This window comes from Trichlorobacter ammonificans (assembly GCF_933509905.1).
Taxonomy (GTDB): domain Bacteria; phylum Desulfobacterota; class Desulfuromonadia; order Geobacterales; family Pseudopelobacteraceae; genus Trichlorobacter; species Trichlorobacter ammonificans.
In genome coordinates this window covers 489,982-505,217 of sequence record NZ_OW150024.1, presented here as the reverse complement: position 1 = coordinate 505,217, position 15,236 = coordinate 489,982, and the positions used below count along the sequence as shown (strand labels likewise).

Sequence of the window (15,236 nt, the reverse complement as noted above, 5' to 3'; positions counted from 1 at the left end):
CACGGACGAACAACAACGATGCTCCTTCCTCCGCTGATACCGGGCCGTCTGGTCCGCCGCTACCAACGTTTCCTCGCCGACATCGAACTGGCTGACGGCAGCGTGGTCACTGCTCACTGCCCCAACTCCGGCAGCATGAAAGGGTGCAACCATCCCGGCAGCCCGGTTTTCCTTTCCCTGAGCGCCAATCCCGCCCGCAAGCTGGCCCATACCTGGGAACTGGTGCAGGTCAACGGCTTCTGGGTGGGGTTGAACACCATGCTGCCCAACCGGCTGGCCGAAGAGGCCATTCTCGACGGAACGGTGCAGGAACTGCAGGGATACGGAAAACTCCGACGGGAAGTGACCTACGGTCGTGAACGCAGCCGGATCGACCTGCTGCTGGAAGGGGAGCGCGGCCGCTGCTACGTTGAGGTAAAGAACGTGACCCTGGTGGAGGAGGGCCGCGCCCTGTTTCCGGACGCGGTGACCGAACGGGGGCAGAAACATCTGCGGGAACTGATGGAGATGGTGACCCACGGGCACCGGGCGGTGATCTTTTTTACCGTGCAACGGGGAGACGGTACCCTGGTGGCGCCGGCCGACGCCATTGACCCCGCTTACGGCCGCCTGCTGCGGGAGGCGGTACAAAACGGCGTTGAGGCCCTGGCCTACCGGGCGGAGGTGACGCCACAGCAGATCAGGCTGACCGAGCGGTTGCCGGTGGTGCTCTGAGGCGCTGCTGAGTATTCGAATTCAGGTGTTCTGAAAAAAGACATTGCGCACCCCCTTTGGTCGCCAAGCCGGACTGATGACCTGACTGCCCGGTTCCCCTGCGTCGAGCAGGCTGCCGAAGGTGACCGTGAACCCTCCCAGCCGGTTGTTGAGCGCATCCATGGCCGCAGTCAGGTGTTCTTTCCTGCTGGTGCCCCCGAACAGGGAGGGCTGGCTGTCTTCCCCTGCCCGCAGGTTTGAGAGGCTGATGCCCACAAGCCGGATCGGCTGGTCGATCTTCATCCCGTCGAACAGCCCGACCGCCGTCCGGTAGATGTCGTCGCTCAGGTTGATATGATTCGGAAGGGAGGTCTGTTTCTGGACGTTGCTGTAGAAGTCACCCAGCCGGACGGAGACGCTGACGGTCTTGCCGGCCAACCCGTGCTTCCGTGCCCGCCTGCCCACCATCTCTGAAAGCTGGAGCAGTCTTTTCAGTATCTGCTCCCGGTCGTCGATATCCCTGGGCAGGGTCATGGAGTGGCCGACGCTCTTGACCTGCTCTTCTTCCTCCACCGGCACAACCGGACGGTCATCGATCCCCTGTCCCATCCTCTTCAGTTCGCTGCCGATGCTGCCGAACCGCTTGACAAGCAGTTCCCCGTCACACCTCCCCAGCTCACCGCAGGTCCTGACGTTGCAGTACAACAGCAACTGCTTCTGCAGTTTCTTGCCCACGCCGCACAGCCCTCCCACCGGCATCCGTTCCAGCACTTCGCCCACCCTATCCGGGGGGATGACGGTGAGGCCGTCCGGTTTCTGCAGGTCGCTGGCCAGCTTGGCCAGCAGCTTGTTGGGGGCGATGCCGATGGAACAGGTCAGGCCGAACTGATGCCTGATGCGTGCCTTGATCTGGTAGGCAATGGTCTCGGCAGGACCAAAGAGCGCCCTGGAGTTGGTCACATCCATAAACGCCTCATCAATGGAGAAGACCTCCACCAGGGGGGTGTATTCCCACAGTATGGCGATGATCTGCCGTGAGGTGGAGGTGTACTTCTTGTTGTCGCCCCTGACGATGATCAGCTCCGGACAGGCCCGTTTACCCTCCCAGATGGCCATGCCGGTCTTGACGCCAAAGGCCCGTGCCTCGTAGGAGGCGGTGGTAATGACGGTGCGGTGGGCTGCCCCCACCACGGCAATCGGCTTGCCCCGCAGTTCAGGGTTGGCCTGCTGCTCCACGGAGGCAAAGAAGGCATTCATATCCAGGTGGATGATTACTCTTGATTCCATCGCCGGCATCTCGATACTACGCATCCCATTCGCAGGACTGCCCGTGCTGGGGCTGGCGCAACTCCTCTCGGTGCTGCCGCCACAACGGCATGAACCGGTCCATGAAGCCGGTGAAGCGGGCATTATGAGACTGCTCCAGCAGATGCACCAGTTCATGCACGATAACGTACTCCAGACAGTGCAGCGGCCGCTTGGCCAACTCCAGATTCAGCCAGATACGGCGGGCCCTGGGGTTGCAGGTCCCCCATCTGGTCTTCATCCGCTTGACTCCCCAGGCCGCGACCTGGACGCCGACGATCTGCTGCCATTGTGCCAGAAGGTCCGGAATCATGGCCTTCAACTGGCTGCGATACCACTCGTTCAGCAGTGACGCCCGATACGCCACCGGCGTGTCGGGGGGGACGCGCAGCTCCAGAGTGCCATGCCGCTGAACAACCGCCGGGCGGCCGTGGTGAAGGTGCACCGCGAGGCGGAGACAGGAGCCGAGGAAATAGTGGGGGTCACCGGTGCCATAGCTTGGTGGCGGTGGCTGCGGCCGGGTGGACAGTTTCTGCTGGTGTTTCCGAATCCAGTCCAGGCTGTCGACCACAGCCTGACGGACAGCGGCCAGGCTCATGCGTTTGGGGGCCGAAACCAGCACCCTGCTGCCGTCCGGCGGGTAGAGCCTGATATGCAGATTCTTGATCGGCTTGCGTACCAGCTCAACCGTGATGCCGTTGATATCCATCAGTCTGGCGGGGCTGGTCATGGGAGCGTCTTTTCCCAGTACTGCAAGCTGTTGCGTGGTCTGGTGCCGTCAAGCTGCCGCCAGGCAACCTGGACCACTGCTCCCGGTACCGGCGCGTAGCCGTGACGGCGGCAGAACGGTTCAACCGGCCGGAACCCGGCCGGCCTGAGGGGATGATCATCAGGGCGCACAACCGTTGCGCAGCAGGCCTGGGTAAACCTTGCGGCCTGCCTGATCTGCTGCTCGAACTGTGCAAGCATGCGGGAGCCCAGGCCACTGCCCCGGTAGGGCGCCTGCAGCAGCAGCTCACCAATGTAATAGTACTGCGCAGGATCGCGACCGGCATTCCGGAACGGCCGGGTGAAGTCCGGCGGTTCACGATCGAGCGGCATGCCGGTGATGGCGCCAACGATCGTCCCACCGTCCAGGGCCGCCAGGACGCTGCCATGATCGGCATAGTGGGAGAGATAGTGCCGTTCGTCCTCAAGCCGGCCGTCGTAGAGGTAGGGGTACTCCCGGAAGATGGTCAGGCGCAGGCCTGCCAGATCGTCGCGGTGTGCGCGTATGCTCGTGCTGTCAAGTGTGAGGATGGTCATGTCGACTCCAGCAGCTTGGTCCGTTGCGTGTCCCGGCCGCGTCTGCGGCAGTTCCGCAATGAGCGGTGCGGTAGCGGCCGCGCCTGGCTAGGGGCTTTCGTAGCGGAGATCATGCTCGGTCTGATCCGCGGCAAGGTTGAGCAGGTTCCAGCTCTGGTCGGCGGTGCTGTAGACCAGTTCATACAGCGCTTCGCCATCGGAGACGGAGAAGTGCAGCCGGGTTGTCTCCCCCACCGTGTCCGACCAGGTGTAGGTGGTCTGGCTGATGGCGTGCTTGCGGCGGCGCCACTCGAACCAGACCGGCGTGATGGTTCTGCCCGGGCCAAAGATCACCGCCACCCGTATCGGTTCCCTGACCTGTTCCACGGTCATGCCATGCTGCGGAAGATCCCCACCACCTTGCCGATGATGGCGACCTCGCCGCTTCCTTCCTGAATGATGATGGGAGCCATGGTGGGATGTTTGGGCTGCAGCCGGATCGCACCCTGCTCCCGGTGGAATTCCTTCAGGGTTGCTTCCCCCTCCACCATGGCCACCACGATATCACGGTTCTCCGCCGTGGATTGGGGCCGAACCAGGGCAAGGTCGCCGTCGCAGATGGCGGCATTGATCATGGAGTCGCCCGTGACCCGCAGCAGGAACGTGCCGCCGTGCTGATGCATCCGGTCGATTGCGAGGTAGCCCTGGATATCCTCCACCGCCAGGGTGAGTTCTCCGGCCCGGACGGTGCCGACGATCGGCAGCGACACCGTCCCGGTCCGGGAGCTGGTCACGGCAATGGAGCGGGAATTGGAGTCGCGCCGGATGAACCCTTTTTTCTCAAGCGCATCAAGGTGCTTCATGACGGCCGGATTGCCGCTGACCCCCAGATGGCTGGCGATCTCCCGCTGGGAAGGGGGATAGCCGTTGGTGTCGATGTAGGAGGTGATAAAGCTCAGGACCTGTTGCTGGCGGTCGGTGAGAGGGGGCATGGGCGGCTCCGCATGGTGATCGGGTGATATAGGTTATTGCATGATCACCATACAAGGGGTAGGCACAAACTGTCAAGTCGGGATGCAGTGCCTGTTGGGGCACGAACGCGTGCAATGACCGGGGAGCCCAGCTGGGAGCGGCTCAACGGCCGACCGCTCCCGCCGCACGGTGCGCCCCCGTGCCCTTGTGGGTGCTCGCCGCCCCTCTCACAACACATTGACAATCATTTCAGTAGCTTGCAATTTACCCTGGAGGCTGCTACCGTGTAGAAGTCACGTCTCCCGTTCACTGAACATCTTCAGGTGTGCAAGGGAGCACGGGAAGCCCGACCGCTTCGGTCGAAACGATGAATGCCCTGGCCACTCATTTATTTGGGGCATTGATGATCGGCATACGATATGCGTCACTGACGCGCTGCAGCGTACCACAATTGGAAAGGGTGCCTATGAATCTCAAAGCAAAAACCGTTTTGGTGACCGGCGCAAACGGAGGCGTCGGCAGCGCCCTGGTCAAGGCGCTGCTGGAGAAAGGGGCTGCCAAAATTTACGCGGCAGCGCGAACCGTCGCAGCTGTCCAGGAACTGGTGCAATTCAATCCTGAAAGAATCGTTGCTGTCCCGCTGGATATTACCTCTGCTGCCAGTGTGGCAGCAGCCGCTGAACAATGCGTGGATGTGAACCTGCTGATCAACAATGCCGGCATCAACCGCTGTGTATCGCTCTTGGGCCGTGCTGGCCTGGAGGCTGCCCGCGAGGAGATGGAAGTCAACTTCTTTGGCACGCTGGCCATGTGCCGGGCATTCGCTCCTCTCCTGGAAGCCAAGGGCAGCGGGACGATCGTGAACGTCTGCTCTATCATCGGCCTGGTCAACCTGCCGGTCAACGGCACCTACTGCGCTTCAAAGGCGGCTGGGCACTCCCTGCTGCAAGGGATGCGGGCCGAGCTGGCTCCTCGCGGCATCAGGGTTGTCGGAGTTTACCCCGGCCCGGTGGATACGAAAATGACGGCCGGCCAGGAAATGCCCAAAGCAACGCCGGTCCAGGTTGCCTCCGCAATTCTGACGGGACTGGAACGCGATGCTGAGGATATTTTTCCCGACCCCATGTCCCAAGGGGTCCATGAACAGCTGGCGAAGAACGCCAAACAGGTTGAAAAACAGTTTGCGGCAATGATTCCGGCATGAAAGCAGGCATGGCATCATCTTCTCCGGCTCAATCTGCCGTGGCATCCGGAGGACGGCTGCGCCCGTGAACTTCCTCTTCCACATGCTCCTCTCCGGGGCGGACGAACAGGTGCTGGTGGGCAACTTCATGGGTGATTTCGTCAAGGGTCCCCTGGAGGAGCGTTTTCCGGAGCGGGTCCGGCTGGGGGTGGCGCTGCACCGCAGAATCGACTCCCACGCCGACACACACCCGGCCTTTCGCCGCAGCAGGCAGCTGCTGGCGGCGGAGTACGGCCGGTATCGCGGCATCATGCTGGATCTCTTCTGCGACTACTTCCTGGCCAACGACTGGCAACGCTGGTCCCCGGAGCCGCTGCCGGCCTACCTGGCCAGAACCCGCGGCATTATCGACCGCCACCTGTACGACCTGCCGCCGGAGATGCGCCGACTGGTGCCCACCATCTTCGAGGAGCTGCTCCCCTCCTACGGCACCATCGAGGGGATCGGCGGTGCCCTGGCCCGGATGTCCGCCCGCCTCTCCCGCCCCAATCCGTTGAAGGGGGGCGAACGGGAGCTGCGCCGTCACCATGGGGCGCTGCACGACGAATTTTCGGTACTGGCTGCCGACCTGTTCGCCTTTGCGGGGGACTACCTTGCGGAGTAAGCCGGTCCGACCCAGGATGCCGTCTGTCCCCCCAGAGAAACCGGTCACTTCCCTCTATTCTGCCGGAAGGTTCCCCGCCGTGCCGCACCAGATCGGCATGGTAAAGCTGGTCTTGGTCCTGGGGGCGCTGACCGCCTTCAACGCCATGTCCATCGATATGTATCTGCCGGCATTTCCCCAGATCGCCCAGGACCTTGCCGTGCCCCTCGGGACGGTGCAGCTGTCGGTTTCCGCCTTTCTGTTCGGTTCCGCCATCGGCCAGCTGCTGTACGGGCCGCTGGCCGACCGCTGGGGCCGGAAGCGGCCGCTCGTGTTCGGGCTGGCGGTGTACTGCATCGCCACCATCGGCTGCGCCCTGGTCCGCACCGGCGAGGGATTGCTGTTCTGGCGGGTAGCCATGGCGCTGGGGGGCGGCGCCAGCATCGTCATCTCCCGCGCCGTGGTCCGCGATCTGTACGATACGGCCGAGGCGGCCCGGATGTTCTCGCTGCTCATGCTGGTGATGGGGGCCGCGCCGATCCTCGCCCCCCCTGGCGGGCGGTCAACTGCTGCTGATCACCGGCTGGCGGGGCATTTTCGCCGTTTTAGGGCTGTTCGGTATGCTGTCGCTCCTGGCAACGCTGGTCTGGCTGCCCGAATCACTGCCCGAGGAGCGGCGTATCCGGCACCGGCTGCGGGATATGGCCGCGGGCTACCGCTTCCTGCTCCGCAACCGCCGGTACTGCGCCCATGCGCTCGCCCTGGGGGCGGTTGCCGGGATCAACTTTTCCTACATTTCCGGTGCTCCGCAGCTGTTCATCGAACTGCACGGGGTTTCTCCCCAACAGTTCGGCATTCTGTTCGGCCTCAACGCCTTCGGGCTGATCGGTGCCTCGCAGCTGAACCGCCGCCTGCTGCGCCGCTATCCGTCCGAACTGCTCATGGGCATCGCCTTCGGCATCAACCTGATGAGCGCCCTGCTCCTGGCCCTGGCCATTGCAAGCGGCCTCGGCGGGTTCCCGGCCCAGCTGGTGCTGCTGTTCATCTGCCTCTGCACCACCGGGCTGCTCTACCCCAACGTGACGGCCCTTGCCCTGGCGCCCTTCGGCTCCATGGCCGGAAGCGCCTCCGCGCTGCTGGGAACGATCCAGTACACGCTGGGGGCCACGGCCGGGGCCTGCGTGGGGATGTTCCACAACGGCACCGGTCTGCCGATGGCGCTGACCATGGCGGGCTGCGCCGTGGCCGGGACGGTTGCCGCCGTTGTTGCCCGGAAGCCGCAGCCGCTGTTGCGCGAATGCGGCGCGGAAGCTTCCCCCTGACCCCGCCGTCGGCGGGACTGACCGTCAGATGACATGGAGTCGCAGACAATGGATACGACACAAAATCCCTGGGGCGTGATGACCGCCCCTTCACTGGTCATGTTCGACCTTGACGGCACCCTGGTGGATTCCCTTGCCGACCTTGCCGCTTCGGTGAACTTCATGCGTAGCAGCTTCGGCCTGCCGCCGCTTGCTACGGAAACCGTCCGCCAGTGCATCGGCAAGGGAGCCCGCAATCTGGTGGGCAGGACCCTGCCGGAGCGGGCCGATGACCTGGACCGGGGGCTCGACCTTTTTCTTGAGCACAACGGCGCCAACATCGCCGTGCATTCCCGGCTGTACCCCGGTGTCCTGCCCCTGCTGGCCGCCCTGCGGGATGCCGGTGTTTTCCTGGCCGTGGTGTCCAACAAGCCCACCGTGCTCTGCCGGCAGTTGCTGGACGTCCTGGAGGTTGCCGACTGGTTCGGCACGGTTCTGGGGGGGGATGCGGTGGCGCAGTGCAAACCGTGGCCGGACCCGCTGCTGCTGGCCATGGAGCAGGCCGGAGTCGTGGCCCCTGCCGCGGTGATGATCGGCGACAGCAGTAATGACTTCGATGCCGCCCGCGCTGCCGGGGTGAGGTCCATCGCCTGCACCTTCGGCTTTGGCGAGCCGTGGGAGATGGAGCTGGCCGACAGCCGGATCGATTCGCTGGAGGCACTGCTGCCGCTTCCCTTCTAGCTTTCGGCCCAGGGTACCGTGTCGTGTCCCGTCAGCCGCTTCGACACGTTTTCGACCGGCGGACACTGCACGCCACCATACCCGCATGCTGCCACGGCCGCCCGCGCTGTTCCCCGGGCGGCCGTGGCAGCATGCCGTCTAATCGGACTGGCCGCTCACGACCAGTGCCGTCACTCCTTCGTAATAGGTGCGCTCTCCCCGGAATCCCAGCAGCGTATAGCTGCTCTTCATGCCATAGACCGGCTTCAGCTCCAGCCGGTTCATGCCGTGGTGCACGGTCACATCGTGTTCGAGCACCACGCCGTCGCCCGGCAAGGCAACGGTGATACGGTGGCTGCCCACCGGCAGTCGCAGGGTCGCGGTGAAGTGATAACGCACACCGTTCCCTGCTTCGGGATCGCTGCTGCCGTGGTAGTCGCCGCTTTCCGGGGTTCTGGCGCCGGTCAGTCGCAGGGTCTGTCCGCTGATCCCCACCAGCAGGCTGTAGCGCTCGGTACCGTAATCGGTGGTGTCCATCAGGACGCTGCCGGGGTTTCTCGTCTTGAGGCTGAGGCTGAGCTGCAAGTCGCCGTACCCTGCCGGCGCCGGTGCCTGCGTGTCGGCAAGCGCGGTGTACATGCCGTGCCCGCTTTGCGTTTCCAGCCGTTTGATGGTTTCAGTGGAAGCGCAGCCGGAAAACAGGGCCACCGCTGCCACGAGTATGATGATTCTTTTCATGATTTATTGCTCCTTTTCAGATTCTAAGCCCAAACTCAGGTTGCTGTGTTGAGCGCCGAAGCGCAGGTAGAGGACCGGCAGCACCAGCATGTTCAGGATGGTGGCGCTGACCAGTCCGCCCAGGATGACCACCGCCAGGGGCGAGAGGATCTCGTTGCCCGGTTTGTGGGCGGCAATGGCAAAGGGGACCAGGGCCAGACCGGCGGCCAGGGCGGTCATCGTCACCGGTCGCAGCCGTTCCAGCGACCCCTTGACCACGGCCTCGCGCAGCGCCAGCCCTTCGGTCTCCATCAGGTAGCGGTAGTGGGAGACCAGCAGGATGCCGTTGCGGGTGGCAATGCCGAAGAGGGTGATGAAGCCCACCAGCGAGGCGACGCTGATCACCCGGTCGGTCAGCACCACCGCCACGATGCCGCCGATGAAGGCCAGCGGCAGGTTGACCATCACCAGGGAGGCGGCCCGGAACGATCTGAACTCCAGGTACAGAATCAGCAGGATCAGGCTGATGGAGACGATGCTGAGCAGGCCGATCGTGCGGGTGGCCCCGGCTTCGCTCTCAAACTGGCCGCCGTACTCCACGAAATAGCCCGGCGGCAGCGTGAGCGTGTCGATCCGGTTGCGCACATCCTGGTAGACGGCGCGCAGGTCGCGACCGGCCGTGTTGGCCTGCACCACCACCTTGCGCTGCACGTTTTCGCGGCTGATGCTGTTGGGGCCTTTGCCGGAAACAATATCGGCCACTGCCGCCAGCGGCACCTTCCGGCCGGTGGGGGTATCCAGCAGGATCTGGCCGATGGCCGCCGTGTCCCGGCCCGCGGAGGCCGGGAAGCGGACCACCACGTCAAAGCCGCGGTCCCCTTCCAGGGTGCGCGAGACCACCTGTCCGGCTGTGGCCACCTCCATCCCTTCCGCAACGCCGGCCATGGTCAGGTTGTAACGGGCCAGCTCTTCGCGGCGGGGAATGATGCGCAGTTGCGGAATATCGGCCTGCTGGTCCACCGACAGGTCAGCCAGGCCGGGAATGCCCTCGATTTCCGCCTTGATCTGATCGGCCGCCTGCTTGAGCAGCGACAGCTCCGGGCCGTAAATCTTGATGGCCAGGTTGGCCATGGTGCCGGAGAGCATGTGGTCGATGCGGTGGCCGATCGGCTGGCCGAAGGTGATGGAGACGCCGGGGATCACCGCCGTAAGCGCACGCAGTTCGCTCATTACGGTGCCGAGCCGCCTGCCGTCCATATCGAGGCTGACCTCGATCTCGCTGGCGTTGGGAAACTTGCCGTGTTCGTCCTGCTCTCCCCGGCCGGTGCGGCGCGAGGTCTTTTTCACCGCCGGATGGGTCAGCATCAGCGTTTCTATCTTGCTGGCGATCTCCGACGACTTTTCCAGCGAGGTGCCGGGGCCGGTGACCACCATCACCGTCAGCGCCCCCTCGTTGAAGGCGGGAAGAAATGAACGCCCGGTCAGGAAGAGCAGCCCCAGGGCCAGCACAAAGGTGATTGCCGCCCCGGCCATGACCCGGCGGGGGTGGTTGAGCAGCTGCTCCAGCAGCGGCCGGTAGCGGGACAGGAGCCACAGCATGGTGCGGCTGTCGCCATGCTCGGCCAGATAGCCGCTCTTTGACAGCAGGTAGGAGCAGAGCGCCGGGGTCACGGTCAGGGCCACCAGCAGCGAGGCGCCGATGGAGACCATGTAGGAGATCCCCAGCGGCTGCAACAGGCGTCCCTCCACCCCGGACAGGAAGAAGAGCGGCAGGAATACCACCAGGATGATCAGGGTGGCGTTGACAATGGAGGAACGGATCTCGCGGGAGGCCTCGAAGATCACCAGCCGGGCAGGGCGGCGCTCCCCCTCCGGCAGGGCGGCGTTTTCCCGCAGGCGGCGGTAGACGTTTTCCACGTCGATGATGGCGTCATCCACGATCACGCCGATGGCAATGGCCATGCCGCCCAGGGTCATGGTGTTGATGGAGCCGCCGAACAGCTTCAGCGCAAAGATCCCGCACAGAAGCGACACCGGCATGGCCACCAGCGAGATCATGGTGGTGCGCAGGTTGCCCAGGAACAGGAACAGGATCACCACCACCAGCAGGGCCCCTTCCAGCAGCACCCGCTTGATGTTGGCAATGGCCCGCGTGATGAAGTCGGCCTGCTGGAACAGGTCGCTTTCGATCCGCATCCCCGGGGGCAATGTTTTCTGAATATCGGCAAGCTGCTGCTTGATCCGCCCGGTCAGCTCCAGGGTGTTGGCGTCGGGATGTTTCTGCACCGAGATGACCACCGCAGGTTTGCCGTTGGCCGAGGCGTCCCCCACCCGGAAGGCCGCGCGGGTAGTCACGGTGGCCACGTCGCGCACCAGCACCGGCAGCCCGTCTTTGCTCTGCACCACGGTCTGCTCGATGTCGGCCACGGAGCGGAACCGTCCCATGCCCCGCACCAGGTAGTCCTGGTGCTGCTGTTTGATCACACCGGCGGCAAAGTTCTCGTTGCTGCCCTTCAGCGCGCCGGTCACCTGGCCCACGGTCACGCCGAAGGCCTGTAGCCGCAAGGGGTCGATCTCCACCTGATACTGCTTGGTCTCGCCCCCCACCGTCACCACCTGGGCAACGCCGGTGGTGGCCATCAACCGTTTCCTGACCACAAACTCAGCCTGCTCCTTCACCTCCATCAGGCTGTGGCTGTCGCTGGCCACGGCGAGATACATGATCTCCCCCATGATGGAGGAGATCGGCGCCAGGGTCGGCACGGTCCCGGCGGGCAGGCTGCCGGAAACCAGTTGCAGCTTTTCATTCACCACCTGCCGGGCGCGGTAGATGTCGGTGCCCCAGGTGAACTCCACCCAGACCGTGGAGAGCCCCGGCATGGAGACCGAGCGGACCCGCCGCACGCCGGTGGCGCCGTTTAAGTTACTTTCAATCGGGTAGGTGAGCAGCGTCTCCACCTCTTCCGGGGCCATCCCTTTGGCTTCGGTCAGGATGGTTACGGTGGGGGCGGTCAGGTCCGGCAGGACATCCACCGGCATCTTCATGGCGGTTACGGTGCCGACGGCCAGCACCAGCACCATGGCGATCACCACCACCAGCCGGTTTTCCAGGGCCAGCCGGATCAGTTTATCCAGCAGGGAACTGCTAGTGGGCGTGTCCGGCATGGGGATCCTCCTTCGCGCCTGTTGAAACGGCCTGCTTTACATAGTAGCTGCCTTTCACCACCACGCGGTCATGCTCGCGCAGCCCTTTGACGATCTGGACCAGGCCGTCCCGGCGTGCGCCGGTCTGCACTTCCCGGCGGGTAAAACGCTCACCTGCGGTCTGCAGGAACACGAAGTAGCGCCCCTCGTCCTCGGTCAGCGCCTCTGCCGGCAGCACCAGAGATTCAGTGACGGAACCGGTGGAAACCGCTACCGTGGCAAACATACCCACCTTCAGACGGGCATCGGGGTTGGGAACGCTGAAGATCACCGGCAGGGTGCGGCTCTGGGGATCAAGCATGCCGCTCACCGAGACCAGGCGGCCGGCCTTGAAGCTGCCCTCCTGTCCGGCCACCGTAAAACCGGCAACCGGTTGACGGGGCAGGCGACCGGCGTCAATGGCGGGCAGGCTGGTCTTCAGCCAGAGGGTGGCGGTATTGACGATGCGCGCAATCGGCTGGCCCGCCTCAATCCCCTTGCCGGTGCCGGAAAACAGTTCCACCACGGTGCCGCTGACCGGCGCGCGCACGGCCAGACGGCCTGCGCCGTCGCCGCCGAGCAGCGCTGCCGAACGCTCCAGCGGCGCAAGGGCCGCCTTGGCGTTGTCCAGGGCGGCGGCCGCCTCCTCCACCCGCTTGCGGGGGGCGATCTTGGCGTCATACAGCCGCTGGGCCCGTTCATGCTCCTGCCGGGCCAGGGTGACCCGGTTACGGGCCTCGGCGTGGGCTGCTGAAAGCTGACCGGCCCCGCCATCGGGCCGTATCGGCGGTTCAATCAGGGCGATCACCTCCCCCTTGGCCACCCGCTTGCCCAGATAGGGCAGCGGCCTGGTAACGGACAGCAGGCCGGACAGCGGCGCAGCCACCGTGGCTTCACCATCGGCCGCCGCCACCAGCTCGCCGCTGGCAATGATCTGTCCGGCCAGTTTTTTCTTCTCCGGCTGACGCATCAGGATATCAAGGCTCCACTGCTGTACTTTCGACAGGGAGATGCTGCCGCTGCCGTCACCGCTCACCTGGGCAGGGGCATGATGATCGTGCTCGCCGTCATGGCCGTGGTCATCATGATCATCGTGATCGTCATGTTTTTGCACCACGGCAGGTTTGTTCTTCTCCCCATGGTCATGGTCATCATGCTGTTCCGGCTTGCCATGCTTCTTTGTGTCAGCATGGTCATGGTCGTCATGTTTCTCTGCCTTGCTGTGCTTATTCTTCCCGGCAGGGGCATGATCGTCATGCTTTTCCGGTTTGGCGTGTTCGGTATGCTCTTCCTTTTTGACTGTCTGCGCCGGGGCAGGCGCTCCGGCCCGGATGCCGGACACGGTGATCCGGTCGCTGAACGTCTTCCCTTCCAGCACTGCTTCCAGGGCGTACACACCTGCTTCCGGTACGCTCAGCTCTGCCTCGAAGATACCGGGACGCACCGGCGCGGGCACACTGAACGTCAACGGCTGGCCTGTTGCAGGATGCAGTTCCAGCTTGAGCGGCCCCTCGGTGACCGGTTTTCCATCAACAAGCCGGGTCAGGTGGATCAGAAACCTGCTTTTTTTGCCCGGCTGCAGCGGGGCGTACTCCATGAACAGTTCGCTTTTGGCTGTCCAGGCCGTCACCTGTACCGGCTCGTCGGCCGCTGCTGGTGCTTTGGCGTGCTTGTCCGCGCTGCTGGAACAGCCAACAGCCACCGTCATCATCAGTATGAAAAAGAGTCTGCTCAACTGCCTCATGGTTTTCCTCCCGGTGTTACTGAAACGCCAACCGCGTTTTCCAATCGAACGTAGGTCTCAACTGCCGTCTGCAGGGCGTTCAGCTCAGCCTCCTGCTGTTCGGCGAGCCGCCGTTTTTCGTCCAGCACCTGCTGCATGCCGATCTCTCCCAGATGAAACGCCTCCTGTTGAATCTTCAGGTTTTCGCGGGCCGTCGGCCCCAGGGCGCTGCGGTGCAGTTCCAGGGCCCTGCGGGCCAACTGATGCTGCGCCAGCAGTTCGCGCAGCTCGCTTTCAGCAGCGCGGCGGCCGGCTTCCAGGCGCTGGCGGGCAGCATTGGACCGGGCTGCGGCCTTTATCCGTTCAGCCTGGTTGTGGGAGAAAAGCGGCAGCGGCATTGACAGCTTGAGCCCCAGGATATGGTCGTTCGTGCGCTCCTTACCCGCGGTCAGGGCTGCGCCGCTCAGCTCATAGGCGTTCTGGGTCGAGCGTTCGTTGCTGTAGGACAGCGCCACGGTCAGCGACGGCACCGCCTCGGCCCGGGCCAGCGACAGGGCGGCATCCTCCCGGCGCAGTTCGTGCCGGAGAGCGGCCAGATCCGGGCGTTGTTCCAGGGCGTTGGCAATCAGTGACTCGTCGGTTCCGGCAATCGCCCGGACCTCCGGCAGGTCGGCAAGCGGCGGCAGGCTGCCCGGTCCGTCAAGCCCCAGAAGCCCGGCAAGCCGCCTGCTGTGCGAGGCGGCGGCTGCAACGGCTTCCTCATGGCGCAGGCTGCTCCTGCGCTGATCAAGACCGGCAAGCTGCAGTTCAAATTCCGGGATGTCTCCCTCCTTGAAGCGGATGGTTGCCATCTCCAGCAGCGTTGCCGCAATCGCCTGCTGTTCCCGGAGCAGGAGCAGCCGTTTCTGCGACAGCGCCGCCTCCAGCCAGGCCCGGCGTACCTGGTCAGCCAGTTCGCGTTCCTGCCCCTTCAATCGGGCTTGGGCAACGTCCGCCTCTGCCTGCGCCACGGCCATGCGCCGCGCGCCGACCGGCATCAGCGGAATCTCCTGGGCCAGGGATATCCCAAACCCCTTTTCATCGGGACTGTTGGTCAAAGCCCCGGTTTTCCCTTCCAGTTCCAGCACCGGATTGGGCAGGGTACCGGCATATCCGGCGGCTGTTGTCAGACCGGCCAGTTCTTCACGTGCTGCGGCAAGCTCGCGGTTCTGCTTCAGGGCCAGCGTCACGGCATCCGCCAATGCAAGCGGCGTTGTTGCGGGAGCGGAAGACTCCAGCGCAAAGGACGGCAGGGCCCAGAGAACGGCGACGCTTACGACAAGAAACAATCGCATGGTCGTACTCCTTGGGTAAGTAAGGCTACTTTGTCACATTAGTTCGCCGGTTGCTTCCCCCCTCCCAACCGCACCCCACTGGGGGGAGGAGCAGTCATTCCCTCCCCCAGCGGGGGAGGGTTAGGGAAGGGGAAACAGAATGCGACAAAGTAGCAGTAGGGATGTACCAGCGTAAAAA

Annotated in this window: 14 protein-coding genes and 1 pseudogene; 6 read left to right on the top strand and 9 right to left on the bottom strand. The window is 64.1% G+C overall.

Going from position 1 to position 15,236, the window contains the following annotated elements:
• Window positions 1-18: 18 nt before the first annotated feature.
• Window positions 19-714: a DNA/RNA nuclease SfsA gene (gene sfsA, locus RAK07_RS02160; protein ID WP_305731218.1), complete on the top strand. Its 696-nt coding sequence runs from the start codon at window positions 19-21 to the stop codon at window positions 712-714.
• Window positions 715-735: 21 nt separating this feature from the next.
• Here the strand turns inward: sfsA and dinB are convergent, their stop codons facing one another.
• From dinB to lexA, 5 genes are all read right to left on the bottom strand, one after another.
• The gene (gene dinB, locus RAK07_RS02155; RefSeq protein WP_305731217.1) at window positions 736-1,980 is read right to left on the bottom strand and encodes a DNA polymerase IV; all 1,245 of its coding nucleotides are present in this window, start codon (window positions 1,978-1,980) and stop codon (window positions 736-738) included.
• Between the two features lie 16 nt (window positions 1,981-1,996).
• On the bottom strand, window positions 1,997-2,728 hold the full coding sequence (locus RAK07_RS02150) for a M48 family metallopeptidase (protein WP_305731216.1): 732 nt from the start codon (window positions 2,726-2,728) through the stop codon (window positions 1,997-1,999).
• Window positions 2,725-3,303, bottom strand: a complete 579-nt coding sequence (locus tag RAK07_RS02145) for a GNAT family N-acetyltransferase (RefSeq protein ID WP_305731215.1) — start codon at window positions 3,301-3,303, stop codon at window positions 2,725-2,727. The genes RAK07_RS02150 and RAK07_RS02145 overlap by 4 nt, the downstream gene beginning before the upstream one ends.
• A gap of 87 nt (window positions 3,304-3,390) precedes the next feature.
• Window positions 3,391-3,675, bottom strand: a complete 285-nt coding sequence (locus tag RAK07_RS02140) for a hypothetical protein (RefSeq protein ID WP_305731214.1) — start codon at window positions 3,673-3,675, stop codon at window positions 3,391-3,393.
• Window positions 3,672-4,274: a transcriptional repressor LexA gene (lexA, locus tag RAK07_RS02135; RefSeq protein ID WP_305731213.1), complete on the bottom strand. Its 603-nt coding sequence runs from the start codon at window positions 4,272-4,274 to the stop codon at window positions 3,672-3,674. The genes RAK07_RS02140 and lexA overlap by 4 nt, the downstream gene beginning before the upstream one ends.
• A 347-nt stretch (window positions 4,275-4,621) precedes the next feature.
• Here lexA and RAK07_RS02130 point away from each other — a divergent pair, with 347 nt between their 5' ends.
• The 5 genes and pseudogenes from RAK07_RS02130 (at window position 4,622) to RAK07_RS02110 (ending at window position 8,122) form a co-directional block, all read left to right on the top strand.
• A complete protein-coding gene (locus RAK07_RS02130; protein WP_305731212.1) occupies window positions 4,622-5,458 on the top strand; it encodes an SDR family oxidoreductase in 837 nt (278 codons plus the stop codon).
• 64 nt (window positions 5,459-5,522) lie between these two features.
• Entirely contained in the window at window positions 5,523-6,101 is a 579-nt protein-coding gene (locus tag RAK07_RS02125) for an acyl carrier protein phosphodiesterase (RefSeq protein ID WP_305731211.1), read from the top strand.
• Window positions 6,025-6,585 (top strand): annotated as a pseudogene (locus RAK07_RS14025) (MFS transporter); the annotation flags it as partial. The gene RAK07_RS02125 and the pseudogene RAK07_RS14025, both read left to right, overlap by 77 nt.
• A gap of 115 nt (window positions 6,586-6,700) precedes the next feature.
• On the top strand, window positions 6,701-7,402 hold the full coding sequence (locus RAK07_RS02115) for an MFS transporter (RefSeq protein ID WP_374215754.1): 702 nt from the start codon (window positions 6,701-6,703) through the stop codon (window positions 7,400-7,402).
• Window positions 7,403-7,450: 48 nt separating this feature from the next.
• On the top strand, window positions 7,451-8,122 hold the full coding sequence (locus RAK07_RS02110; RefSeq protein ID WP_305731210.1) for an HAD-IA family hydrolase: 672 nt from the start codon (window positions 7,451-7,453) through the stop codon (window positions 8,120-8,122).
• 138 nt (window positions 8,123-8,260) lie between these two features.
• On the opposite strand, the gene RAK07_RS02105 is transcribed toward RAK07_RS02110, so the two are convergent.
• The 4 genes from RAK07_RS02105 to RAK07_RS02090 are packed head-to-tail and all read right to left on the bottom strand — an operon-like array spanning window position 8,261 to window position 15,058.
• Complete coding sequence (locus RAK07_RS02105; RefSeq protein ID WP_305731209.1) at window positions 8,261-8,839, bottom strand: hypothetical protein; 579 nt, start codon at window positions 8,837-8,839, stop codon at window positions 8,261-8,263.
• Between the two features lie 3 nt (window positions 8,840-8,842).
• Window positions 8,843-11,983 (bottom strand): efflux RND transporter permease subunit, encoded by a 3,141-nt coding sequence (locus RAK07_RS02100; RefSeq protein WP_305731208.1) that lies wholly within the window; start codon window positions 11,981-11,983, stop codon window positions 8,843-8,845.
• Window positions 11,964-13,745, bottom strand: a complete 1,782-nt coding sequence (locus tag RAK07_RS02095) for an efflux RND transporter periplasmic adaptor subunit (protein WP_305731207.1) — start codon at window positions 13,743-13,745, stop codon at window positions 11,964-11,966. Before RAK07_RS02095 ends, RAK07_RS02100 begins: the two co-directional genes overlap by 20 nt.
• The gene (locus tag RAK07_RS02090) at window positions 13,742-15,058 is read right to left on the bottom strand and encodes a TolC family protein (protein WP_305731206.1); all 1,317 of its coding nucleotides are present in this window, start codon (window positions 15,056-15,058) and stop codon (window positions 13,742-13,744) included. The genes RAK07_RS02095 and RAK07_RS02090 overlap by 4 nt, the downstream gene beginning before the upstream one ends.
• Window positions 15,059-15,236: the final 178 nt, after the last annotated feature.

What these genes read in the sequence shown, in the direction of transcription:
- RAK07_RS02130 (WP_305731212.1), top strand. Translation starts at nt 4,622, where the DNA reads ATGAATGCCCTGGCCACTCATTTATTTGGGGCATTGATGATCGGCATA.
- RAK07_RS02145 (WP_305731215.1), bottom strand. Translation starts at nt 3,303, where the DNA reads ATGACCATCCTCACACTTGACAGCACGAGCATACGCGCACACCGCGAC.
- dinB (WP_305731217.1), bottom strand. Translation starts at nt 1,980, where the DNA reads ATGGAATCAAGAGTAATCATCCACCTGGATATGAATGCCTTCTTTGCC.
- RAK07_RS02090 (WP_305731206.1), bottom strand. Translation starts at nt 15,058, where the DNA reads ATGCGATTGTTTCTTGTCGTAAGCGTCGCCGTTCTCTGGGCCCTGCCG.
- RAK07_RS02100 (WP_305731208.1), bottom strand. Translation starts at nt 11,983, where the DNA reads ATGCCGGACACGCCCACTAGCAGTTCCCTGCTGGATAAACTGATCCGG.
- RAK07_RS02140 (WP_305731214.1), bottom strand. Translation starts at nt 3,675, where the DNA reads ATGACCGTGGAACAGGTCAGGGAACCGATACGGGTGGCGGTGATCTTT.
- RAK07_RS02150 (WP_305731216.1), bottom strand. Translation starts at nt 2,728, where the DNA reads ATGACCAGCCCCGCCAGACTGATGGATATCAACGGCATCACGGTTGAG.
- RAK07_RS02110 (WP_305731210.1), top strand. Translation starts at nt 7,451, where the DNA reads ATGGATACGACACAAAATCCCTGGGGCGTGATGACCGCCCCTTCACTG.
- sfsA (WP_305731218.1), top strand. Translation starts at nt 19, where the DNA reads ATGCTCCTTCCTCCGCTGATACCGGGCCGTCTGGTCCGCCGCTACCAA.
- RAK07_RS02095 (WP_305731207.1), bottom strand. Translation starts at nt 13,745, where the DNA reads ATGAGGCAGTTGAGCAGACTCTTTTTCATACTGATGATGACGGTGGCT.
- RAK07_RS02105 (WP_305731209.1), bottom strand. Translation starts at nt 8,839, where the DNA reads ATGAAAAGAATCATCATACTCGTGGCAGCGGTGGCCCTGTTTTCCGGC.
- lexA (WP_305731213.1), bottom strand. Translation starts at nt 4,274, where the DNA reads ATGCCCCCTCTCACCGACCGCCAGCAACAGGTCCTGAGCTTTATCACC.
- RAK07_RS02115 (WP_374215754.1), top strand. Translation starts at nt 6,701, where the DNA reads ATGCTGTCGCTCCTGGCAACGCTGGTCTGGCTGCCCGAATCACTGCCC.